This window comes from Microbulbifer sp. ABF4_107, assembly GCF_056312215.1.
On sequence record NZ_CM149983.1, the window covers coordinates 3,554,516 to 3,575,179 of the forward strand.

A 20,664-nucleotide genomic window follows, 5' to 3' on the forward strand; every position below is an offset into this window, starting at 1 on the left:
CGCTTATATCAGACCATTTCTTCCAGCAGGGCTTTCACCGGCCCTAGCAGGCGACGGGATACCGGTGGTGTCTGCTCGGTGCCACCGAGCGTGACCACCGTCCCGGATGCCTGCTTGCGCAGGCCGGTAATATACTCCACCGCAACTATCGCGCCGCGATGTACCCGCACAAAGCGCTCGCCGAATTCAGCTTCCAGTTCCTTGAGGGATTCATCCAGCACCGTTTCGCCACCAGAGTGATGGGCGATAACGTATTTGTCTTCGGCGATAAAGCAGCGGATATCGTCCACATCAATTAATTGCACACCGCGGCGGCTCACCGCTTTTATCTGGCGGCGGCCGCTGCTGGCAGGTGGTGATTTCGGTTCGGCTTGCAGCAGTTGCGGTTTGCTCAGTCTTCGCGCCTGGGCAATCGCCTGTGCCAGTTGTTCCACATTGACGGGCTTGAGCAGGTAACCCGATGGAGCAACCGCAAAGGCAGGGAGCGCAAACTCGTCGTGGGCGGTGCAGAATATGATCGCAGGCGGGTTGGGTCGGTTGGTAATTTGGGTGGCGAGTTGGAGCCCGTTTTCTCCGGGCATTTCGATATCCAGTAACAACAGGTCCGGGTCGAGTGAATCCAGCTGTTGTAACGCGCTTTCCCCATCGGCAGCTTCTCCCAGCAGTTGGCAACCATGAATAGTCTGCAACTGTCGGGCCAATCTGGCCCGTGCCAGCGGCTCGTCGTCGACGATCAGCACACCCAGCGGGCGTTCAGAGGTACTCATTCGACCACCTCGGTAACGACTCCGCCGGAAGGCACTGCTACTGGCTCAGTTGTTCTGGCTTCTGCACGGGCGCTTAACGGCAGCCGTATTTCTACGACATATTTTCTACCTCGCTCGCCTTCGCACTCTTGTGCAGTAAAGCGAAAGCGCTCACCGTAAAACGCACTGAGACGCTGGCGAATATTTTCCATCGCCATACCGTTGCCGACGTGGGCATTGCGGTTGTTTTCCGTCGCAGTATTTCCGTCAGACTCTGCAATAGGATTATGAATCGACAATAGCAGTTCGCGGGACGCTCTGCCAATGACATTTTGACGACGACCGAATTTGTTGGGGGAAGATATTTCCTGAATAGAAATTTCGATGGCGCCACCGCGACGCAAGCGCGCGACACCGTGCAGCACCGCATTTTCCAGCAGTGGCTGCAATAGCATTGAAGGCAGCTCCGCTGGCCCGGAAAAATCATCCACCTGCCACGATTGTTGCAGGCGATCACCGAGGCGCAGGGATTCAATTTCCAGGTAATGCTTCGCCAGGGCAATTTCCTGCTCCAGGGGCACCATTCTGGAGTCTGCCAGGGATGCGCGAAACAATACGCAGAGATCTTCCACCAGTTTTTCCGCGCGCTCCGGATCCACCGCGATCAGGCTGGCGAGGCTGTTCATGCTGTTGAACAGAAAGTGCGGGCGGATGCGGGACTGCAGCGCCTCGATACGCGCGCCGAGCTCCGCCTGCTGCTGGTTGTGCAACTGCTGCTGCACATAGGCGTAACGCAGTACCACTCCCGCACAGATGGCGCCGACCAGGAAATTGGCCAGTAGCGACAGCCAGGCGATCGGCATACCGGTCATATCCGCGGCCCACCAGTGCTGCGCCAACAGTACCCCCAGCAAGACCGCGAGCACAGTGGAATAGCTGAGCGCTGCGGCAACCTTGTGGGAAAGGCGCGCCAGAATGGGACGCATACGGCACAGGATCGCGGCAGACGGCAGTATCGCCCACTGCACGGTGAGGGAAACCAGCCCCAGGCGCTGCCAGTTGAAGGGCGCAAGCCCATCGGTGGCAAGCACCAGCACCAGCGCCAGCAGCTCACCCATCAGCACCAGTGCGGCCACACCAGTCGCGCTACACAGGTCGGGAAGGAAATGCGGGGATTCGTCAGCAGATGTGTTCCCGGAGTCCAGGCGCGCAGAATCTTTGCCATCGGGGGCAATTTCGCGAATTTGCTGCGCTATAATGCCCGCCGCTTGCGCGGGCCGGGAAGATGTCATACTGCGTTATCTTTATTCTGGACTCGCTCTAGGAAAGAGAAGATACCGCCATCCCGGATCGACTTCCACATCACCATTCACAAACCCAATCCACTTTCGACCAGAGGCAGCATGAGCAACGATAACTCCTCCGCAAACAATGCACAGAACCCGGCAGCCAAGCTGTGGGGCGGCCGCTTCAGTGAAGCCACCGATGCGTTCGTGGAGCGCTTTACCGCCTCGGTGATGTTCGACCAGCGTATGGCGCTGGAAGATATTCAGGGCTCTCTGGCCCACGCGCAGATGCTTTCGGAAGTGGGCGTGTTGACCGAGGACGAGTTCAAGCAGATCGAGGGCGGCCTCAAGGACATCAGTGATGAGATCAAGGCGGGCGAATTCCCCTGGTCTGTGGCGCTGGAAGACGTGCACATGAACATCGAGGCGCGCCTGACCGATCGCATCGGCGCCACCGGCAAGAAGCTGCACACCGGACGCTCCCGCAATGACCAGGTGGCCACCGATATCCGCCTGTGGCTGCGGGGCCGCATCGACCAGATAGCCTCTGAGCTGACCCGCCTGCAGACCGGCCTGGTGAACCTGGCCGAGCAGCAAGCGGACACCATCATGCCCGGCTTCACCCACCTGCAATCCGCGCAGCCGGTCACCTTTGGCCATCACCTACTGGCCTGGAACGAGATGCTGACCCGGGATTACGAGCGCCTGATGGACTGCCGCATGCGCGTTAACCGCTCGCCGCTGGGCGCGGCCGCGCTGGCCGGCACCAGCTACCCGATCAACCGCGCGCGCACCGCCGAGCTGCTGGGCTTTGACGCCCCCACCGAGAACTCCCTGGACTCCGTCAGCGACCGCGACTTCGCCATCGAATTCTGCGCCTTCAGCGCCCTGCTGCTGACGCACCTCTCCCGCGCCAGTGAAGAACTGGTGTTGTGGACCTCCAGCCAGTTCGACTTTATCGACCTGCCGGACCGCTTCTGCACCGGCTCCTCCATCATGCCGCAGAAGAAGAACCCGGACGTACCGGAGCTGGTACGCGGCAAGACCGGCCGCGTGAACGGCCACCTGATCGCCCTGCTGACTCTGATGAAGAGCCAGCCGCTGGCCTACAACAAGGACAACCAGGAAGACAAAGAGCCGCTGTTCGACGCCGCCGATACCGCACTGGACTGCCTGCGCGCCTTCGCGGATATGGCGCCGGCGCTGAAGCCGAAGAAAGAAAACATGCTCGCCGCCGCCGGCAAGGGCTTCTCCACCGCCACCGACCTGGCCGATTACCTGGTGCGCAAGGGCGTGGCCTTCCGCGATGCCCACGAGATCGTCGGTCAGTCCGTGGCATTTGCCATTGAGAAAGACTGCGATCTGGCGGATCTCAGTCTGGAAGAATTACAGAAGTTTTCCGATGTGATCGGGGATGATGTGTTTGACGTGCTGACCCTGGAAGGCTCCGTGGCCGCCCGGGATCATATTGGGGGGACCGCGCCCAATCAGGTGCGGGCTGCCTGCGAGCGTGCCCGCAAGCTGATTGCTTCGCGCTAAGTTTTCGCGGTTTAGGTTTCGTGGTTTAGGCCGGGCAACGCCCGGCTGCGTGGCGAAAGCCACGTGCTGGATCCCGGATCAAGTCCGGGATGACGGGGGTATTGAAACTCGTCATGCCGGACTCGATCCGGTATCCAGCACCAACCTGCAGACTACTCCGCTGCCACAATTCGCCATAATCCATCCCCCGACCGCCACTTTCTCTTCTCCGTGACCGGCTAGACTCACACTCGATTACAAGAACCTGTCTCAGGAAGAGTCCAATTATGCGCAAGTATCTGCTGCTCGCGGGCACCGCATTTGTCATCGCCGTCTACCTTACCAACGCCTCCTGGCTCGCGGAACAGCGCCCGGGCAAGCCAACGCTGATTGCACACCGAGGCGTTTACCAGACCTACAACCGCGAAAACCTCGGCCGCGACGATTGCACCGCAATCCGCGTGTTCGAGCCCGAACATGAATACCTGGAAAACACCATCGCCTCCATGCAGGCCGCCTTCGATGCCGGGGCGGATATCGTCGAGATCGATGTGCATCCCACCACCGACGGCGAGTTCGCGGTGTTCCACGACTGGACCATCGACTGCCGCACCGAGGGCCAGGGCACCACCCGCGACCACCCGATGAGTTACCTGAAGACCCTGGATATCGGCTACGGCTATACGCCGGACGGCGGTGAGACATTTCCGTTTCGCGGCAAGGGCGTGGGCCTGATTCCCACGCTGGAGGAGGTTTACCGGACATTCCCGGATAAAAAATTCCTGGTGAACATCAAAAGCAATCGCCCCAAGGAAGCCATAAAACTCGACAAATACCTGCGCGAACGCCAGCTGCCTCCACAGGGAAACCTGCTGGTTTATGGCGGCGAGAAAGTAATGGTGAAAATGCGCGAACTGCGCCCGGAATCCTGGAACTTCAGCCGCGACAGCGTCAAGCAGTGTACCTACCGCTACCTGATCCTCGGCTGGTCAGGGTACGTGCCCGAGGCCTGCCGCAATAGCGCCGTGGTCGCGCCGAATACATGGCACTGGGCACTGTGGGGCTGGCCAAATCGTTTTATTCAGCGCATGGAAGACGCGAACAGTCTGGTGATGGTGTTGGACTTCAAACACCGCAGTCCGGGTGGAGTGCACGGCATCTACAAAGCCGAGCAGATCGATTTTCTACCGGCGGATTATCGCGGCGCGCTGTGGGTGGAAAAAATTGAAGTGATCGGGCCCTATGCGAAGCAGAAATTCACGGGCCAGAAATAATCGCGAATAGTCGTCATGCCGGACTTGATCCGGCATCCAGGTAGCAGCGGAGTCCGCAACCTGGATCCCGTACCGGATCAAGTCCGGCATGACGGGGCCAGGATGACGAGGAAGACTTAGAGACCCAGAGAAACTGCCTCTCCCTGCTGCTCACTCAGCACCCGATCCAACAGCGTCGGCAGATCTTCACCGGTAGTGGAGCAAAGCCACCCTGGGTTCTGGAAGCTCAAGTGGAAACCGCCCGAACGCGCCGCCACCCACAACTCCTGTACCGCACTCTGGCGCGACAGAATCACCTGGGTGCCGTTGTCCTCCAGGGTGATGGTCAACACCGAATCCGCGCGTTCGTAATCCATGTCCACATCGCACTCATCGAGGGCGTCCTCGACGGCAATCAGGGTTTCTTCGATAGCGGCGTTGTAGGCCGCGTTGGAGGCCGGCTGAGTCATAATCTCGTTACTACTGTTACGGTGTTGTTGGGAAGCTGGGGTCGCTATACTAGCAGGCTTTTCCGGTCTTCTCGTCTCGCTTGAATGCGGCACTAAAACCCGAGCACCCTAGGTAGATTCCAATGCGCACGCCCCTGATTTCACTGGTTACTCTCTCGGCCGTCACCCTGGCGTTGAGTGCCTGCGGCCAGAAGGGCCCGCTCTATCTGCCCCAGGATCCAGCCGCACCCGGTGCAGCAGCCACCAGCGGCGGCCACCGTCACGGCCAAGCGGGCGGTGTCGCAGGTGGAAAAACGGCCGAGACCGAAGCACTATCCAAACAACAACCCGAACAACCAGCCGAGCAACACACGGAAGCAGAAGCAGTCACCAAATGAGCGAATTTTCCTACCAGCAGGGAAGCCTGTGGGCCGAGGGCGTAAGCCTGGAACAGATTGCCGAGCAGTTCGGCACCCCCACTTACGTCTACAGCCGCGCCCACTACGAGCGCCAGTATCAGGCCTATGCCGACGCCCTGGGCGATCACCCGGGCCTGATCTGCTACGCCATCAAGGCCAACAGCAACCTCGGTATTTTGTCCGTGCTGGCACAGCTGGGTGCAGGCTTCGATATCGTTTCCGCCGGTGAGCTGGAGCGGGTACTGATGGCCGGTGGTGACCCCGCCAAGGTGGTATTTTCCGGAGTGGGCAAGACCGCCGATGAAATGCGCCGCGCGCTGTCCGTCGGCGTGCACTGTTTCAACGTGGAATCCGAAGGCGAGCTGGACCGGCTGGAAGCCGTCGCCGCCGGGATGGGCACGCGCGCGCAGGTATCCCTGCGGGTGAATCCGGATGTGGACGCCAAGACCCACCCGTATATTTCCACCGGCCTGAAGGAAAACAAATTCGGCATCGCCATCGAGCGCGCCCGCGCGGTGTACGCGCGCATTGCCGATTCCGAGAGCCTCGACGCGGTGGGCGTGGACTGCCATATCGGCTCCCAGCTCACCGAGATTTCCCCTTTCCTCGACGCCCTCGACCGCCTGCTGGCGCTGATTGACGAGCTGGCCGAGGACGGCACCAAACTCAAGCACCTGGATCTGGGCGGCGGTTTGGGTGTGCGCTACCGCGGTGAAGAACCGCCGGAAGTGAGCGACTACCTCGGTGCGGTGAAAGAAAAACTTGCCGGCCGCGATCTGGCCCTGGTGCTGGAACCCGGCCGCTCCATCGCTGCCAACGGCGGCGCCCTGCTGACCCGGGTGGAATACCTGAAGCGCACCGACGAGCACAACTTTGCCATCGTCGACGCCGCCATGAACGACAACCTGCGCCCGGCGCTGTACCAGGCGTGGCAGGATATCGTTGCGGTGACCCCGTCCAATGGCGACACTGAGAGCTGGGATATTGTGGGCCCGGTGTGCGAGACCGGCGATTTCCTCGGCAAACACCGCCCGCTGGCACTGGAACAGGGCCAGCTGCTGGCCATGCTGTCCGCCGGCGCCTACGGGTTTACCATGAGCTCCAACTACAACTCCCGCACCCGCGCCGCGGAGGTACTTGTGGATGGGGACAAGACCTACCTGGTGCGCGCGCGGGAAACCCTCGCGGACCTGGTGCGGGGTGAGACAACGGTACCCGCGAAGGATTAATCACTATTCGTGGGACTGTGACAGGCACCACTTTGTAGCACTGGATTCCGGCCTTCGCCGGAATGACAATTCACTACGTCATCCCGGCGGCGTCATGCCGGACTTGATCCGGTACGGGATTCAGGCATGGAAGAGAAACAGAATGCGGCTTAAGTTCACCAAAATGCACGGCCTCGGCAACGATTTTGTCATGGTCGACGGGATCACCCAGCGGGTGAAGCTGTCACCGGAGAAAGTCCGCCAGATCGCCGACCGCCACACCGGCATCGGTTGCGATCAGCTGTTGCTGGTGGAGGCCCCGCGCAACCCGGACGTCGACTTTCGCTACCGCATCTACAACGCGGACGGCAGCGAAGTGGAGAACTGCGGCAACGGCGCGCGCTGTTTCGCGCGCTTTGTGCGCGACCGCCGCCTGACCAGCAAGGAACAGATCCTGGTAGAGACTGCTGCCGGCATCCTCGAGCTGAAGGTACAGGAGAAAGACCAGGTCAGCGTGGATATGGGCGAGCCGATTCTGGAACCCTCCAAAGTACCGTTTCAGGCGGACATTCAGGCCGAGAGCTACCCGTTGGAAGTCGACGGCGAGATGTATAACGTCGGCGCAGTGTCCATGGGCAACCCCCACGCGGTACTGCTGGTGGAAGATGTCACCAAGGCGCCGGTAGAAACCCTCGGCGCCGTCATCGAGTGCCATCCGCGCTTCCCCGCCAAGGTCAATGTGGGCTTCCTGCAAATCGAAGATCGCGGCAAGGCACGCCTGCGGGTATTCGAACGGGGTGTGGGCGAGACCCGCGCCTGCGGCACCGGCGCCTGCGCCGCCATGGTGTCCGCGCGCCTGCGCGGTCTGGTGGACGAGGAGCTGCAGATCACCCTCCCCGGTGGCACCCTGACGATCCACTGGCCCGGACCCGGCGAGCCGGTTACCATGACCGGGCCCACCGCGGCGGTATATCACGGACAGATAATGCTCTGAGGCTCTGCTTTGCAACGACCTACCGAGCGCACCCAGATAAATCCAGATAACGACCCGGACCATGACCGATCACAGCGATGCCCCCCTGCTCGATAGCGAAGTCGAGGCCAACCTGGACCGCCAGGAAGCCGCCGACAGCGAAAACCAGCGCAACAAGAAGCTGCTTTCGCGGCAGGTGGCCCGCTACCTGATCCAGAACCCCAACTTTTTTGCCGAGAACATGGAGCTGCTGGATACCATTCAGCTGCCCAGGGAGTCTGGCAAAACCGTGTCGCTGATGACACATCAGACCAACCTGCTGCGCGAGCGCAATATCGAGATGCGCCAGCGCCTCGACCAGCTGCTGCAGGCCGCACGGGAAAACGATCAGCTGTTTACCCACAGCCGCCAGCTGGTACTGGCACTGCTGGAAGCCCGCACCGTGGCGGAAGCCGGCGATGCCTTACTGAAAAGCTTCAAAGAAGACTTCAAGGTGGAGTCCACGGCGCTGACCCTGTTCGGTCCCCTGCCCGGCTCCGGCAGCAAACTGGGCCGGGTACGCAGCAGCTCCCGCGCCAGCGCGGAAAACGCCATCGGCTCCATTCTGCGCAACGGCCGCACCGTGTGCGGCACCCTGCGCCCCACGGAAACTGCTTACCTGTTCGGCGACGGGGCGGACAAGGTGGCCTCCGCTGCGGTTGTACCGCTGGCGGGCCAGCTGGGTATCCTGGCGGTCGGCTCCAGCGATCCCAATCACTACCGATCCAGCCTCGGCACCATGTTCCTGTCGTATATCGGTGAAGTGCTGGAACGACTGCTGCCGGACCTGTTGGCACGCAGCTGATCCCGTTCGGTCTTTGTCGTCAGGCTTGAGAGTACACCCTGGAATCGGGTCTGGAGAGAAGAACTGGACCCCGGCATTCGCCGGGGTGACGGATTCCATCTGTTGGTGGCGCTCCTGACGGAGCACCGCCCTCGATTTCTTCGCCCTGCCGGCGGTGCCGGCACCCAGTGTTTTCCTTCGTTCAGCGCGCCTAGTTGTTCAAACTAGATGGGCCGGCTGCCGTACTTCGGCTGCGGCTTGCGCGGTGGGTCTGCAGTTACATCCGGCGCCACTTCGGCGATGGCACCACCTTGGGCGAGGAAAGCCTCGACTTCGGCACTCAGTTGACTGCGGGCCCGCTGGCGGGAGGAAAGCGTGCGCTCTTCTGCGAAATCCTCGGTGTCTTTCGCTCGAGCACTGGATTGGTCGTCTTTCATGTCATTTACCCTGTAACTTGATACCCCTTGTTACAGAGGGAATACCCCTGCTGCCGCAGTAACCGTCTGGCGAACATCCTGTTCCACCGGCGGCCCATTCACCATTCACGCTCACTGACACATCAGCCACTGCGAGAACGGCAAATAAAATCCGCCGGGCAGAAGATTTCCTGCGGCGAAATATTTATAGGCACTGTCCAACCAGCCTGCCAGAAAAGGTTCCCATTTCCGGTAGAGTTTTTTTGTGCGATTTTCACCCGATTTATTGCTGTTGGTTATGCTTTTTTGGGCGCCACACTTTTGGCGCCACACCCGGGACAGAGGGGGTTTTTGCGCCTTACAACCTGAGTCCACCGAGCGATTTATTCCGGGCACAAAAAAGCCCCGCAGAGCGGGGCTTAGAAAACACTGTGTCCGATTCTTTGATCAGACCGCTTCGCTGCCGGTTTCCCCGGTACGAATACGGATAACTTCTTCGAGCGCAGTGATAAAGATTTTGCCGTCACCGATTTTGCCGGTCTGAGCCGCCTTGGTGATGGCCTCAACGGCGCTGTCGACCATGCTGTCGTCCACCGCCAGTTCCAGTTTTACCTTGGGCAGAAAATCCACCACGTATTCGGCGCCACGGTACAGTTCGGTGTGACCCTTCTGACGGCCAAAGCCCTTCACCTCGGTCACGGTCATGCCCTGCACGCCGACTTCGGACAGCGCGGTGCGCACATCGTCCAGTTTGAATGGCTTAACCACAGCCGTAATCAATTTCATTCGCTTATCCCCTGATTATGGTTCTTGCGGGTACCGGCCCGAAAACCGGTACCGGAAGATTATTTTGCCGCCAGCGGGGAGTGGTCCCGACACTGGCGGCTACCTATGAGCGCTTATTTGCTCATAAATTCCGGATAAGCTTCCATTCCGCACTCGGCCAAGTCAACACCTTGCTGCTCTTCTTCCTCGGTAACACGGATACCGGTGATGAGCTTCAGGGCATACCAGACCGCGAAGGAGGCGGCGAATACCCATACGAAGATGGTGGCTGCACCGATCAGCTGGCCGCTGAAGGAGGAACCGTCGTTGGTAACCGGTACCAACAGCAGACCCAGCAGACCAACCACACCGTGCACGGAGATGGCGCCAACAGGATCGTCGATCTTCAGCTTGTCCAGAGTCAGGATGGAGAATACCACCAGGATGCCGCCCAGGGCGCCGAACAGGGTTGCCTGCAGGGCAGTCGGGGTAGAAGGCTCAGCGGTGATCGCTACCAGGCCAGCCAGTGCGCCGTTCAGCAGCATGGTCAGGTCGGCTTTGCCGAACAGGATACGGCCGGTGATCAGAGCGGCAACAGCACCGCCCGCGGCAGCGGCGTTGGTGTTCAGGAATACCATGGCCACGGAGTGCGCGTTGGCAGCGTCGCCCAGTTTCAGCACAGAACCGCCGTTGAAACCGAACCAGCCCATCCACAGGATAAAGGTACCCAGGGTCGCCAGCGGCAGGTTGGCACCGGGGATGGCGTAGATTTCGCCGTTCGGGCCGTACTTGCCTTTACGTGCGCCCAGCAGCAGTACGCCAGCCAGGGCAGCGGCAGCACCCGCCATGTGCACAATGCCGGAACCGGCGAAGTCGGAGAAGCCCAGGTCGCCCAGGTTGTACAGGCCGAATACTTCCGCACCGCCCCAGGTCCAGGATCCTTCCATCGGATAGATGAAGCCAGTCATCACAACCGCAAACACCAGGAAGCTCCACAGGCGCATACGCTCGGCAACCGCACCGGAAACGATGGACATCGCGGTAGCGACGAACACAACCTGGAAGAAGAAGTCGGAAGCACCGGAGTAAACGGAGTCACCTTCGAAACCGTTTTCTGCAGATGCCGTGAGAACACCCTCGAGATCGAAGGCTTCGATGCCATTCAGCAACCAGCCGCCGTCGTACATGATCGCGTAGCCGCTTACCAGATACATGGTGCACGCGATCGCAAACAGCGCTACGTTTTTGGTAAGAATTTCTGTGGTGTTTTTAGAGCGCACCAGGCCAGCTTCCAGCATGGCAAAGCCCGCTGCCATCCACATAACCAGTGCACCACACACGAGGAAATAAAATGTATCAATTGCGTACTGCAATTGAAAAATTTGATTTTCCATTTTTCGCTCCGTTTAACCCAAACTATCCCGAGTCGCCCCGGTAGTTATTGTCTATTGATCAAAGAATCGTTCTGGCAATCTGTTCTATTAATTAGATCGCTTCCGCGCCGGTCTCACCGGTGCGAATGCGGATTGCCTGCTCAAGGTTTGCAACAAAAATCTTGCCGTCGCCGATCTTGCCGCTTTGCGCCGCAGTGCCGATAGCTTCCAGCACGGCATCGACCTGGCTGTCTTCAACGGCGATCTGCAACATGGTTTTGGGCAGAAAATCCACCACATACTCCGCTCCGCGATAGAGCTCGGTATGCCCTTTCTGCCGCCCAAAACCTTTGACTTCGCTCACGGTAATACCGCTGACGCCGGCTTCTGCCAGCGCATCGCGCACTGCGTCGAGCTTGAATGGTTTAATGACTGCGGTTACCAGTTTCATGGTCTCCCCCCTAAAATGAGAGCCCACGCAAAGGTGGGCTCAATGCGTTTTGCTGTTACCAGCTGTAAGAAGCACCAGCCAGTACGGTTGGCTCACACCAGTCGGTGTAGAAACACTCCTTGTCGCTTACGTCAGTTCCCACCAGAGAAGCACTCAGCGCGAGGCCACCGAACTCCTTGCCGACAGACACGGAGTAGTCGATGTAGGAATCAGAACCGTCCAGGAAAATTTCTTCGTCAAACAGATTGAGACCGGCGCTCAGGTCCAGGGAGATGTCGTTGGCCAGTCCGAAGGAGTAGCCAGCACTCAGGTAATAGAAAGCGCCGCTTTGCAGCCAGTAGTCGTCGGAGTAGGCAAAGCCTACGGAGGCATCGCCGAAGCTCAGGCTGCCGTAAACTTCCTGGTAGTCTTCGTCCCAGTCGCTGCCGTGGTACGCATAGAAAATGTAGCCAACGTCGTAGCCAACGCCACCGGCAGTTTCACCGGCGTAACCGCCGTAGAAATCCTGCTCGAATTTGGTTTCATCCGCGCCGTAGGCGAAATCAACCTGGGAAGCCCAGGTACCCAGATACACACCGTTGCCCAGGTCGAGGTCCACACCGCCCTGAATGGCCGGACCGGTGTCGGTTTGGGAAATACCGCGGAAGCGATAGTCACTTACCACGCCAACGTTTGCACTGAAACTGGGGCCGGTATCTTCCGCAGTAGCCGCACTGGAAATGGCCATCGCCAGAACGCTTCCGGATACGATCGCTGCAACTTTTTTATTGAAATTAAAATCCACTTTTTGGTTCTCCTAGATCTCTGTGTGAAGTACTCGTCTTTTTTTTATTTATCGCGGCTTCGACTTCGCCGGGGATACGGCACTCGCCGCACTCGCCCAGGCACTTCACTGAAGACCTATCCCCTGCCTGCATTGCCAGGGCGATTTGCACAGGGGTACTTGCAGAGATGGTGCCAACTTTGAAAAGGCGCTGAGAATTCAACGGTTTAGGTGGGATTTACAGGACAGAGCCCAGGCATTTCAGCGAGACCACTTCGGTCACTGCCCGATTACGGTGCGCACCAATTTGGAACCTGCACCGATAGCGGGCACAGGCATGGTGAACACCCCACGGACGCGAACCATTTCAGCGCACAGTGTTCACGCCTTGGTGGTCAAACCCGGCTGCGGTACTATTTACCGCTATTGAAATGGGTTTTCGTAGTGGAGAATTGCGCTTGGCAGCGGAAAAATTGCAACAGTTACTCGATGAACTGCAACAACAAGGGGCAGTTATCACCTCAGATTTACGGGATGCCCTGGAAGTGGCAATGGGGAAACTGCCACTGGTAAGCCAGCGGGAGTTTGATACTCAGGCCGCCAAACTGGCCCGGGCAGAAGAGAAGCTCGCCCGCCTGGAATCGCAAGTGCGCGAGCTGGAACGCAGGCTCGACGACTAGTTTCCACCCAGGGATAACCGGCCGCAAACAACGCATCACGGAAGACCACTTTTCAGGGAAGAAAATGAGCCTATCCATTACCTACGCCCGCGCCCAACTGGGTGTTCAGGCGCCACTGGTGACCGTTGAGACCCATCTGGCCAACGGCTTGCCCGCCTTCAATATTGTTGGCCTGCCGGAAGCGGCGGTGCGTGAGAGCCGCGATCGGGTGCGCAGCGCCATCGTCAACAGCCACTTCGAGTTCCCCCAGCGGCGCATCACCGTCAATCTGGCCCCCGCCGACCTGCCCAAGGCCGGCGGCCGCTACGATCTCGCCATCGCCCTCGGCGTGCTGGCCGCCTCCGGACAGGTGCCCGGTGAAACCCTCGAACAGTTTGAATTTATTGGCGAGCTGGCGCTTTCCGGCAGCCTGCGGCCCATTCCCGGCGCCCTACCTGCCGCCATTGCCTGCGGTGACAGCGGCCGCACACTCGTTATTTCGGCGGACTCCGCGGACGAAGCAGCGCTGGTCAAGGCGCCGGTAAAATCCGCCACCAGCCTGCTTCAGGTCTGCGCCCAGCTACACGGGCGCGAGCGACTGCCAGACGCACTGGTGGACGATACACAGGAGGAGATTGTGTGCGCGGATCTGGCGGACGTGCGCGGCCAGCTCAAGGCGCGGCGGGCGCTGGAGGTCGCCGCCGCAGGGAGCCACAACCTGCTTTTTTACGGCCCGCCGGGCACCGGCAAGACCATGCTCGCCAGCCGCCTGCCCGGCATATTGCCGCCGCTCACCGAGCGCGAGCTGATCGAAGTGGCGGCACTCTATTCCAGTGCCGGGCTCAGCCGCATTCGCCAGCGCCCGTTTCGCGCCCCACATCACTCGGCGTCGCCCACCGCGCTGGTGGGCGGTGGCAGCAACCCACGCCCGGGGGAAATCAGTCTGGCCCATCGCGGTGTGCTGTTTCTCGATGAAATGCCGGAGTTCCCCCGCTCGGCACTGGAAATCCTGCGCGAGCCGCTGGAAAACGGTGAGGTACGCATTTCCCGCGCCCGCGCCCAGGTCACCTTCCCTGCAGACTTCCAGCTGGTCGCCGCAATGAACCCCTGCCCATGTGGCTATATGGGTGAACCCCGCTGCCGATGCACCCCGGATCAGATCGACCGCTATCGCAACAAGCTCTCCGGCCCGCTGCTGGACCGTATTGATATGCAGGTGGAAGTAGCGAGTATGAGCGCGGCGCAGTTGCAGGAATCACCGGCCGGAGAGAAATCAGACGTGGTGCGCGAACGGGTGCACAGCGCGCGGCAAATACAGCTGCAGCGGCAGGGTAAAATCAACGGCGAACTGCAGGGTAGTGAGCTGGATGAGCACTGCCAGTTGGGAAAATCCGAAAGTGCACTGCTGCGCGCATCTGTGGAAAAACTCGGCCTTTCTGCGCGTAGCTACCATCGCGTATTGAAAGTCGCGCGCACTCTTGCAGATCTGAATGAGCAGAAAGAAATTGGTACCGGCCAGATTGCCGAAGCGCTGGCTTATCGCAATCTGGACCGGAAAACTACTATGCCTGCCTAGCAACCCGGTAGTCTTGGGCACTTAACCGATACAGCACATGCTCCTGCATCGGGTGCCTCTGCGGCAGTCCGGGATGTAGAAAATTGTCGCTCTGAACCATCCCGAGCTTTTCCATTACCGCGCGCGAACGGAAATTATCGGGCACGGTAAAGGAAACTATTTCGTCCAACCCCAATTGCTCAAATCCCACCTGCAGACTCGCCTTGGCCGCCTCGCTGGCATAGCCTTTTCCCCAAGCAGAGCGAGCCAATCGCCAACCGATTTCTACCGCTGGAGCAAACGGCATATCGTCGGTGACATGTTTGATTCCAATAAAGCCGATAAACTGATTATCGGCAAGCCTCTCAACCGCCCAGAACCCCCAGCCATTTTGTTGAAAATGTACCAATTGCCGATCGATTCCCGCATCACTTTCTTCGCGGCTCAACAATGCCGGAAAAAATTCCATCACTGCAGAATCGGCATTCATTGCGGCAAAAAGCTCGCGGTCGTCATCGCACCATTGACGTAACTGCAGGCGTGCAGTTCTTGGTTCAATCACCTTGACCATTCACACCTCCTAAGCGTTCATATCTTCATTCTGGTGCACAGGGGCCACCATGTAATGGCAGATTTCCAGACTCGGCTCAGGTTCCGGGTATTCACAGGTGCGAAAACCTAGGCTTTGATACAGCTCTTGAGCCCCAGCGTTAGATTTGAGTACAAACAATGACGCACGGGTGAGCCCCAGCCGGCGAGAGCCCTCAGCAACCAATTTTACGACCAATTGCGCACCCAGCCCTTGTCGACGGTTCCTCGGAGACACGATCAGGCGCGCCAGGTGGCAACAATCCAGACGCTTGTAGTACTGCCCAAACGCTAGCATCAGCCCGTCATCGTCTCGTAGTACATAAGTCGGCATATCCTGCCACCGGCAATCACGAGAGAACGTCTGTTGATCAAATGGGTATTGAAACCAGCTTCCAGCCCAGACTCGGCAGGCCTGTTCGCTATCGATCCACGCCATCAGCTCCGGCATATCGCTTCGCTGGAAAGGGCTCAATGTGGTTTTCATCGGCTCACCAAATCACACTATCTATTGTTTACCCGCACCAACCACCGATCCAGCTGATCCGCAAACGCCTTGCGCTCCTGCTGCCCGAGCGGCGGTGGCCCGCCGGTGTGCACACCACTGGAGCGCAGGGTCTCCATAAAGTCGCGCATATTCAGGCGCGCGCGAATATTGGCTTTGGAGTACTTTTCACCGCGGGGGTTGAGCGCGGTGGCGCCCTTGTCGATCACCTCTGACGCGAGGGGAATATCCGCGGTGATGATCAGATCCCCTTCGCTGCAGCGCTGAACGATCTCGTTGTCGGCAACGTCGAAGCCGGAGGAGACCTGTAGGGCGCGAATAAACTTCGATGGGGGTACCCGCACAGGCTGGTTGGCAACGAGGGTCAATTCGGTTTCGGTGCGTTCGGCGGCGCGGAACAGGATTTCTTTGATGACGGTGGGGCAGGCATCGGCATCCACCCAGATTTTTGGCATTAATCGGATTCTCTTGATAGTGAGGGTGGCTGGTGGTCGGCGGGCGCGCCCTGGTCACACTTTTTGCATTCGAGCTCAAAACCCAGCATTTCCCGGCGCCCCTCCACCGTGGTCACCCAGGGGCGGTTTTGCCAGGGTGGATCGTGGCGCACGTGCTGGTTGTGACCACAGGCCAGCTGCGCCACCCAGTGGTGTTCTTCATCCCGATGATAACCGGTAATGGCCTGCCGCATGGGGTAGAGTCTCCTGTTTTGCGCGCGCTGATCGACGGTGCAGTCAATATTATCCCACAGCGCGACGCAGCCAATTTATGTTCCGGCTGATAGAATCCGCCCTTCGTCCTTTTCCGTCTCTTCCACTGCAGTTGTACCCATGACCAAACTCAATCCGCGCCAGGCGGAAGCAGTCAAATACATCGATGGTCCCTGCCTGGTACTGGCCGGCGCCGGTTCCGGCAAAACCAGCGTAATCACACGGAAAATCGCCTATCTGATCGAGCAGTGCGGCTATCAGGCACGAAATATTGCGGCCCTGACATTTACCAACAAGGCCGCGCGGGAAATGAAAGAGCGGGTCGGCAAGCTGATCACCGGCCCCGACGGCAAGAAATCCAAGGCCTCCCACGGTCTCACCGTGTCCACCTTCCACAACCTGGGCCTGAACATCCTGCGCAAGGAATACCGCGCCGCCGGCTTCAAGCCCGGCTTCTCGATTTTCGACTCGGAAGACGCCCGTGGTCTGATCAAGGAGCTGATGCTGCGCGACGGCGATCTGGACACCGACCTGCTGGACCGGGTGCAGAACCAGATCTCCAACTGGAAGAACGATATGCTGCCGCCGAAGAAGGCCCTGGAAACCGCCCAGAGCCCGGGAGAGCAGGCCATGGCCGTGGCCTACGGGCGCTACTGCGAGGCCCTCAAGGCCTACAACTCCGTCGACTTCGACGACCTGATTATGATCCCGGTGCAGCTGTTCGACACCGACCCCGAACTGCTGCAGCGCTGGCGCCGCAAGATCCGCTACCTGCTGGTGGACGAGTACCAGGACACCAACAGTTCCCAGTATCTGCTGGTGAAAATGCTGGTGGGCACTGGCGGTGGCCTCACCGTGGTGGGCGACGACGACCAGTCCATCTACGCCTGGCGCGGCGCGCGCCCGGAAAACATGAGCCAGCTGAAGCAGGACTACCCCAACCTGCGCCTGATCAAGCTGGAACAGAACTACCGCTCCACCAGCCGCATCCTCAAGGTGGCCAACCACCTGATCGCCCACAACCCCCACGAATTCGACAAGGCCCTGTGGTCCGACCGCGGCCTCGGCGATGAGATCCGCGTGCTCAAGGTGGCCAACGAGAACGAGGAAGCCGAGCGCGTCGCCAACGAAATCTTCCTGCAGAAGGCCCGCCGCGGCTGCCAGTTCAAGGACTTCGCGGTGCTCTACCGGGGCAACCACCAGGCGCGCCTGATCGAGATGAAACTGCAGGAAAACCAGATCCCCTACCAGCTCTCCGGCGGTACCAGTTTCTTCGCCCGCGCCGAGATCAAGGACGTGATGTCCTACCTGCGCCTGCTGGTGAACCCGGACGACGACAACGCCTTCCTGCGCATCATCAACACCCCGCGCCGGCAGATCGGCACCAGCAGCCTGGAGGCGCTGGGCAACTACGCCAAGGGCCGCGAGATCTCCATGTTGAGCGCCTGCTCGGAGCTGGGCTTCAAGGAACACATCACCGAAGCGGGCTACGAGCGCCTCAACCGCTTCGCCCACTGGTTAGACGGCGTGGCACGCAACTGTCGCGACAACAGTCCGGAAAGCGCATTGCGCGAGATGCTCGACGATATCGACTACGCCGGCTGGCTGTCCCAGAACGCCAGCAGTGAGAAGGTCGCCGAGAAGCGCATGGAAAACGTTTACTGGCTGCTCGACAGCCTGATGAAAACCATGGAAGGCACCGACGACGAGCTGGAGCAGGACGTACGCCTGGAACAGGCCATCTCCAAACTGATCCTGCGCGACATGCTCGACCGCCAGGAAGAAGAAGAAGCTACCGACAAGGTCAGCCTGATGACCCTGCACGCGTCCAAAGGCCTGGAATACCCCCATGTGTTCATGATCGGCATGGAAGAAAACCTGCTGCCCCATCGCAACAGCATCGAAGACGACAATATCGAGGAAGAGCGCCGCCTCACCTACGTGGGCATCACCCGCGCCCAGCGTACCCTCACCATGACCCTGGCGGGCAAGCGCAAGATGTTCGGCGAGAACCAGGACACCACTCCCAGCCGCTTTCTCGAAGAGCTGCCAGAGGAGGACTGTATTTTTGAAGGGTTTGGCAAGGCGAGCCCGGAGCAGAATCAGGCCAAGGGTGCGGAGACGCTGGGGTCGCTGCTCAGCATGTTTGACTAAACGGCTGGGCCGAAGGCGCCGTGAATACCTGGAGCGGCCGGAACGCCGTTTAGCACAGCCGAAGGCTGCCCGAAGGGCGAGGTGATGCGGCTCACCGACCAGGGACGGCCCGAGTGACTGAGCACTCACCAAAAAACACTCACCTCGTCATGCCGGACTCGATCCGGCATCCAGCCACTGGACACCGGCCTGCGCCGGTGTGACGGTAGCGGGGGAACCGACAGCGCCAAATCACGCACACAAAAAAGCCGCTCAGTGAGCGGCTTTTTCATTCAGTAAGCAAGCAGTCGCTTACTTGCTGCCTTCCACCATATGGTCAACGGCAGCCTTCACTTCATCGTCGGAACAGGTCATACACAGACCCTTCGCCGGCATGGCGTTGAAGCCGTTGATGGCGTGGGTGTAGAGCGTGTCCATACCCTTGGCTACGCGCGGGCTCCAGGCACCGGCATCGCCCATTTTCGGAGCGCCGGCCGCGCCAGTTGCGTGACAGGCTGCGCAGTGGGCGCTGTACACATCGCTGCCGCTGCGCGCGCCACCGGAAGACGCTGCCGCCGCCGGCGCTGCCGCCGCACAGGGATCGCCCTTCATGCAGGTCTCGCCCGCCGGTGCAATGCGCTGCGCAATTTCTTCATCTACAGAAGACTGGGCCACAGCCATTGCCGCGCCAGCCGCTACGGCCAGCGCCGCGATAAAACTAACTACACCTTTCATCCATTCCCCCTAAAGGCCCAAGCCGGCCCGTAGATTCCGGCGAATTCGCCATAAACCTCTTCTGAACAGCCGCGCATTATAAGCATAGCGCCGCCCCCTGCGAAGGCCCGTGCACCATAACCGGACCAATCCCCCAATTTCCTTTGCCCTGCCACGGCCCTTCTGTATAATCCGCGTCCGCGCCTAAAGTGTCTAACTCATTGATTTGGCGCCGATTTGGCTGTGAAGGCCAGAGTTTTCCGCCCCTAGCTCAGCTGGATAGAGCGTCGCCCTCCGGAGGCGAAGGTCAGAGGTTCGAATCCTCTGGGGCGGGCCATATAAAAGAAAGGCCACCCAACGGGTGGCCTTTCTTTTATATAGTCCCAAGTCCCAGGGTTTTGCCCAATTCCCAGGTTCGACTCGCAGGCGCACAGCGCCGGAGAGCAGCGAGCCCAAAGGGCGAAGCTAATCCTCCCGCTCACTGATCCTTTCAACACTCAGATTCCAAATAGCACAAATCTCCCCAAGTTCATCCAGTGCCCTAGCTGCACAATCATCCCCTATCGTTACCGCGACACATTGTGTACAGACCACAACTTTCTCACAGCCCGCAAGCGCCGATAGCCGTTCATAAAAAATGGCCTCTTCCTCTCTACAGCGGAAAACCGGTGCGGACAGTTCAACATTCAAAACTCACCCCCTTCTCCACTACCGCCAGCTCCACTTACTCAAATTTAAGCTTCTCAATATACTCTTTCAGAACACGCGCGTGATTATGTTCTTCATCCTTGGCACCGTAGAGCAGTACCAGCGGCTCACCGGAAACTTCTTCCAACTGCGCTTTGACTTCGTCTTTATTCTGTTTTAATTCAGAGAGATATTTTTTCCGAAAGCTTCCCCATTTCTCGGGATCGTGGTCGAACCACTGCCGGAGTTCATCGCTGGGCGCCAGGCTCTTCCAGTGATCATCCAGATTCGCCTCCTCCTTGGAGATCCCACGCGGCCACAAGCGGTCTACCAGGACGCGATAGCCTCCGGAAGTCCCGTCTTCGTATATGCGACATATTTCAACCTGCATTCTTTCGGCCTCCTCAGTGTATCGACTCCCCTACACGGCGTTGTAGCCTTTCAATGCGCTTACGGCCACCTGACTGCAGTGGCAGTCGACAGGCTGTTCAGCGACTTTCCCATCGCACTGGTCAAACAGACTGAAGATACGGGCTATTCGAAGGTAGCGAGAACCTATCCCTGCCTGCGCACACAGTTATCCACAATGAAGTTCCCCACAGTTTTCCGGGGTAGACCTGTGAATATCTGCTGGATATCTCTCACCAGCCCAACGGGGTCGTCGCCACGGGCG

General features: G+C 59.4%; 23 protein-coding genes and 1 tRNA gene. 10 read left to right on the forward strand and 14 right to left on the reverse strand.

Annotation, left to right across the window (positions count from 1 at the left end):
- Nucleotides 1-8: 8 nt before the first annotated feature.
- Complete coding sequence (locus ACYX4K_RS14505; protein WP_475091426.1) at nucleotides 9-767, reverse strand: LytR/AlgR family response regulator transcription factor; 759 nt, start codon at nucleotides 765-767, stop codon at nucleotides 9-11.
- A complete protein-coding gene (locus ACYX4K_RS14510; protein WP_475091425.1) occupies nucleotides 764-2,038 on the reverse strand; it encodes a sensor histidine kinase in 1,275 nt (424 codons plus the stop codon). The genes ACYX4K_RS14505 and ACYX4K_RS14510 overlap by 4 nt, the downstream gene beginning before the upstream one ends.
- Before the next feature lie 111 nt (nucleotides 2,039-2,149).
- Between ACYX4K_RS14510 and argH the strand changes: the two genes are divergently transcribed.
- Both argH and ACYX4K_RS14520 read left to right on the forward strand, forming a co-directional pair.
- Nucleotides 2,150-3,571 carry an argininosuccinate lyase gene (gene argH, locus ACYX4K_RS14515; protein WP_475091424.1) on the forward strand — a complete coding sequence of 474 codons (1,422 nt, stop codon included), beginning with the start codon at nucleotides 2,150-2,152 and terminating at the stop codon, nucleotides 3,569-3,571.
- 266 nt (nucleotides 3,572-3,837) lie between these two features.
- Nucleotides 3,838-4,824, forward strand: a complete 987-nt coding sequence (locus ACYX4K_RS14520) for a glycerophosphodiester phosphodiesterase family protein (RefSeq protein ID WP_475091423.1) — start codon at nucleotides 3,838-3,840, stop codon at nucleotides 4,822-4,824.
- 116 nt (nucleotides 4,825-4,940) lie between these two features.
- On the opposite strand, the gene cyaY is transcribed toward ACYX4K_RS14520, so the two are convergent.
- Nucleotides 4,941-5,273: an iron donor protein CyaY gene (cyaY, locus tag ACYX4K_RS14525; protein WP_475091422.1), complete on the reverse strand. Its 333-nt coding sequence runs from the start codon at nucleotides 5,271-5,273 to the stop codon at nucleotides 4,941-4,943.
- A 122-nt stretch (nucleotides 5,274-5,395) separates the two neighbouring features.
- Between cyaY and lptM the strand changes: the two genes are divergently transcribed.
- The 4 genes from lptM (at nucleotide 5,396) to ACYX4K_RS14545 (ending at nucleotide 8,696) form a co-directional block, all read left to right on the forward strand.
- Nucleotides 5,396-5,650 carry an LPS translocon maturation chaperone LptM gene (gene lptM, locus ACYX4K_RS14530; RefSeq protein WP_475091421.1) on the forward strand — a complete coding sequence of 85 codons (255 nt, stop codon included), beginning with the start codon at nucleotides 5,396-5,398 and terminating at the stop codon, nucleotides 5,648-5,650.
- Entirely contained in the window at nucleotides 5,647-6,900 is a 1,254-nt protein-coding gene (gene lysA, locus ACYX4K_RS14535; RefSeq protein WP_475091420.1) for a diaminopimelate decarboxylase, read from the forward strand. The genes lptM and lysA overlap by 4 nt, the downstream gene beginning before the upstream one ends.
- A gap of 142 nt (nucleotides 6,901-7,042) precedes the next feature.
- Nucleotides 7,043-7,873: a diaminopimelate epimerase gene (gene dapF, locus ACYX4K_RS14540; RefSeq protein ID WP_475091419.1), complete on the forward strand. Its 831-nt coding sequence runs from the start codon at nucleotides 7,043-7,045 to the stop codon at nucleotides 7,871-7,873.
- 61 nt (nucleotides 7,874-7,934) lie between these two features.
- Nucleotides 7,935-8,696, forward strand: a complete 762-nt coding sequence (locus ACYX4K_RS14545) for a DUF484 family protein (protein WP_475091418.1) — start codon at nucleotides 7,935-7,937, stop codon at nucleotides 8,694-8,696.
- Nucleotides 8,697-8,899: 203 nt separating this feature from the next.
- Here the strand turns inward: ACYX4K_RS14545 and ACYX4K_RS14550 are convergent, their stop codons facing one another.
- The 5 genes from ACYX4K_RS14550 to ACYX4K_RS14570 all read right to left on the reverse strand — a co-directional run bounded on the left by ACYX4K_RS14550 (nucleotide 8,900) and on the right by ACYX4K_RS14570 (nucleotide 12,464).
- A complete protein-coding gene (locus tag ACYX4K_RS14550; protein ID WP_475091417.1) occupies nucleotides 8,900-9,112 on the reverse strand; it encodes a hypothetical protein in 213 nt (70 codons plus the stop codon).
- Nucleotides 9,113-9,538: 426 nt separating this feature from the next.
- On the reverse strand, nucleotides 9,539-9,877 hold the full coding sequence (locus tag ACYX4K_RS14555) for a P-II family nitrogen regulator (protein ID WP_043319767.1): 339 nt from the start codon (nucleotides 9,875-9,877) through the stop codon (nucleotides 9,539-9,541).
- A gap of 113 nt (nucleotides 9,878-9,990) precedes the next feature.
- The gene (locus tag ACYX4K_RS14560; RefSeq protein ID WP_475091416.1) at nucleotides 9,991-11,250 is read right to left on the reverse strand and encodes an ammonium transporter; all 1,260 of its coding nucleotides are present in this window, start codon (nucleotides 11,248-11,250) and stop codon (nucleotides 9,991-9,993) included.
- Between the two features lie 91 nt (nucleotides 11,251-11,341).
- Complete coding sequence (locus ACYX4K_RS14565) at nucleotides 11,342-11,680, reverse strand: P-II family nitrogen regulator (protein ID WP_043319769.1); 339 nt, start codon at nucleotides 11,678-11,680, stop codon at nucleotides 11,342-11,344.
- A 55-nt stretch (nucleotides 11,681-11,735) separates the two neighbouring features.
- Nucleotides 11,736-12,464, reverse strand: coding sequence for a TorF family putative porin (locus ACYX4K_RS14570; protein WP_475091415.1), 729 nt, complete (start codon nucleotides 12,462-12,464; stop codon nucleotides 11,736-11,738).
- Between the two features lie 437 nt (nucleotides 12,465-12,901).
- Here ACYX4K_RS14570 and ACYX4K_RS14575 point away from each other — a divergent pair, with 437 nt between their 5' ends.
- Both ACYX4K_RS14575 and ACYX4K_RS14580 read left to right on the forward strand, forming a co-directional pair.
- Nucleotides 12,902-13,123 (forward strand): accessory factor UbiK family protein, encoded by a 222-nt coding sequence (locus ACYX4K_RS14575; RefSeq protein ID WP_475091414.1) that lies wholly within the window; start codon nucleotides 12,902-12,904, stop codon nucleotides 13,121-13,123.
- A gap of 64 nt (nucleotides 13,124-13,187) precedes the next feature.
- Nucleotides 13,188-14,678, forward strand: a complete 1,491-nt coding sequence (locus ACYX4K_RS14580) for a YifB family Mg chelatase-like AAA ATPase (protein ID WP_475091413.1) — start codon at nucleotides 13,188-13,190, stop codon at nucleotides 14,676-14,678.
- Here the strand turns inward: ACYX4K_RS14580 and ACYX4K_RS14585 are convergent.
- Genes ACYX4K_RS14585 through ACYX4K_RS14600 form a run of 4 tightly spaced genes read right to left on the reverse strand, consistent with a single transcriptional unit; the run spans nucleotide 14,665 to nucleotide 16,438 of the window.
- Complete coding sequence (locus ACYX4K_RS14585) at nucleotides 14,665-15,228, reverse strand: GNAT family N-acetyltransferase (RefSeq protein WP_475091412.1); 564 nt, start codon at nucleotides 15,226-15,228, stop codon at nucleotides 14,665-14,667. The genes ACYX4K_RS14580 and ACYX4K_RS14585 overlap by 14 nt on opposite strands.
- A 9-nt stretch (nucleotides 15,229-15,237) precedes the next feature.
- Nucleotides 15,238-15,732 (reverse strand): GNAT family N-acetyltransferase, encoded by a 495-nt coding sequence (locus ACYX4K_RS14590; RefSeq protein WP_475091411.1) that lies wholly within the window; start codon nucleotides 15,730-15,732, stop codon nucleotides 15,238-15,240.
- A 17-nt stretch (nucleotides 15,733-15,749) separates the two neighbouring features.
- Entirely contained in the window at nucleotides 15,750-16,205 is a 456-nt protein-coding gene (locus ACYX4K_RS14595; protein WP_231758836.1) for a YaiI/YqxD family protein, read from the reverse strand.
- Complete coding sequence (locus ACYX4K_RS14600; RefSeq protein ID WP_255874874.1) at nucleotides 16,205-16,438, reverse strand: DUF3565 domain-containing protein; 234 nt, start codon at nucleotides 16,436-16,438, stop codon at nucleotides 16,205-16,207. Before ACYX4K_RS14600 ends, ACYX4K_RS14595 begins: the two co-directional genes overlap by 1 nt.
- Before the next feature lie 139 nt (nucleotides 16,439-16,577).
- Here ACYX4K_RS14600 and rep point away from each other — a divergent pair, with 139 nt between their 5' ends.
- Entirely contained in the window at nucleotides 16,578-18,611 is a 2,034-nt protein-coding gene (rep, locus tag ACYX4K_RS14605) for a DNA helicase Rep (protein WP_475091410.1), read from the forward strand.
- A 291-nt stretch (nucleotides 18,612-18,902) separates the two neighbouring features.
- On the opposite strand, the gene ACYX4K_RS14610 is transcribed toward rep, so the two are convergent.
- Complete coding sequence (locus ACYX4K_RS14610; RefSeq protein WP_475091409.1) at nucleotides 18,903-19,325, reverse strand: c-type cytochrome; 423 nt, start codon at nucleotides 19,323-19,325, stop codon at nucleotides 18,903-18,905.
- Between the two features lie 239 nt (nucleotides 19,326-19,564).
- Between ACYX4K_RS14610 and ACYX4K_RS14615 the strand changes: the two genes are divergently transcribed.
- Nucleotides 19,565-19,641: transfer RNA gene (locus ACYX4K_RS14615), tRNA-Arg, on the forward strand.
- Between the two features lie 387 nt (nucleotides 19,642-20,028).
- Here the strand turns inward: ACYX4K_RS14615 and ACYX4K_RS14620 are convergent.
- On the reverse strand, nucleotides 20,029-20,382 hold the full coding sequence (locus tag ACYX4K_RS14620) for a DUF488 domain-containing protein (protein ID WP_475091408.1): 354 nt from the start codon (nucleotides 20,380-20,382) through the stop codon (nucleotides 20,029-20,031).
- Nucleotides 20,383-20,664 lie beyond the last annotated feature (282 nt).

Excerpts from the sequence above, each read along its gene's own strand:
- ACYX4K_RS14520 (WP_475091423.1), top strand. The coding sequence starts at position 3,838 with ATGCGCAAGTATCTGCTGCTCGCGGGCACCGCATTTGTCATCGCCGTC.
- ACYX4K_RS14510 (WP_475091425.1), bottom strand. The coding sequence starts at position 2,038 with ATGACATCTTCCCGGCCCGCGCAAGCGGCGGGCATTATAGCGCAGCAA.
- ACYX4K_RS14585 (WP_475091412.1), bottom strand. The coding sequence starts at position 15,228 with ATGGTCAAGGTGATTGAACCAAGAACTGCACGCCTGCAGTTACGTCAA.
- cyaY (WP_475091422.1), bottom strand. The coding sequence starts at position 5,273 with ATGACTCAGCCGGCCTCCAACGCGGCCTACAACGCCGCTATCGAAGAA.
- ACYX4K_RS14590 (WP_475091411.1), bottom strand. The coding sequence starts at position 15,732 with ATGAAAACCACATTGAGCCCTTTCCAGCGAAGCGATATGCCGGAGCTG.
- ACYX4K_RS14580 (WP_475091413.1), top strand. The coding sequence starts at position 13,188 with ATGAGCCTATCCATTACCTACGCCCGCGCCCAACTGGGTGTTCAGGCG.
- ACYX4K_RS14545 (WP_475091418.1), top strand. The coding sequence starts at position 7,935 with ATGACCGATCACAGCGATGCCCCCCTGCTCGATAGCGAAGTCGAGGCC.
- rep (WP_475091410.1), top strand. The coding sequence starts at position 16,578 with ATGACCAAACTCAATCCGCGCCAGGCGGAAGCAGTCAAATACATCGAT.
- ACYX4K_RS14555 (WP_043319767.1), bottom strand. The coding sequence starts at position 9,877 with ATGAAATTGATTACGGCTGTGGTTAAGCCATTCAAACTGGACGATGTG.
- argH (WP_475091424.1), top strand. The coding sequence starts at position 2,150 with ATGAGCAACGATAACTCCTCCGCAAACAATGCACAGAACCCGGCAGCC.
- ACYX4K_RS14565 (WP_043319769.1), bottom strand. The coding sequence starts at position 11,680 with ATGAAACTGGTAACCGCAGTCATTAAACCATTCAAGCTCGACGCAGTG.
- ACYX4K_RS14620 (WP_475091408.1), bottom strand. The coding sequence starts at position 20,382 with ATGCAGGTTGAAATATGTCGCATATACGAAGACGGGACTTCCGGAGGC.
- lptM (WP_475091421.1), top strand. The coding sequence starts at position 5,396 with ATGCGCACGCCCCTGATTTCACTGGTTACTCTCTCGGCCGTCACCCTG.
- ACYX4K_RS14600 (WP_255874874.1), bottom strand. The coding sequence starts at position 16,438 with ATGCGGCAGGCCATTACCGGTTATCATCGGGATGAAGAACACCACTGG.
- lysA (WP_475091420.1), top strand. The coding sequence starts at position 5,647 with ATGAGCGAATTTTCCTACCAGCAGGGAAGCCTGTGGGCCGAGGGCGTA.
- ACYX4K_RS14505 (WP_475091426.1), bottom strand. The coding sequence starts at position 767 with ATGAGTACCTCTGAACGCCCGCTGGGTGTGCTGATCGTCGACGACGAG.
- ACYX4K_RS14595 (WP_231758836.1), bottom strand. The coding sequence starts at position 16,205 with ATGCCAAAAATCTGGGTGGATGCCGATGCCTGCCCCACCGTCATCAAA.
- ACYX4K_RS14560 (WP_475091416.1), bottom strand. The coding sequence starts at position 11,250 with ATGGAAAATCAAATTTTTCAATTGCAGTACGCAATTGATACATTTTAT.
- ACYX4K_RS14610 (WP_475091409.1), bottom strand. The coding sequence starts at position 19,325 with ATGAAAGGTGTAGTTAGTTTTATCGCGGCGCTGGCCGTAGCGGCTGGC.
- ACYX4K_RS14550 (WP_475091417.1), bottom strand. The coding sequence starts at position 9,112 with ATGAAAGACGACCAATCCAGTGCTCGAGCGAAAGACACCGAGGATTTC.
- dapF (WP_475091419.1), top strand. The coding sequence starts at position 7,043 with ATGCGGCTTAAGTTCACCAAAATGCACGGCCTCGGCAACGATTTTGTC.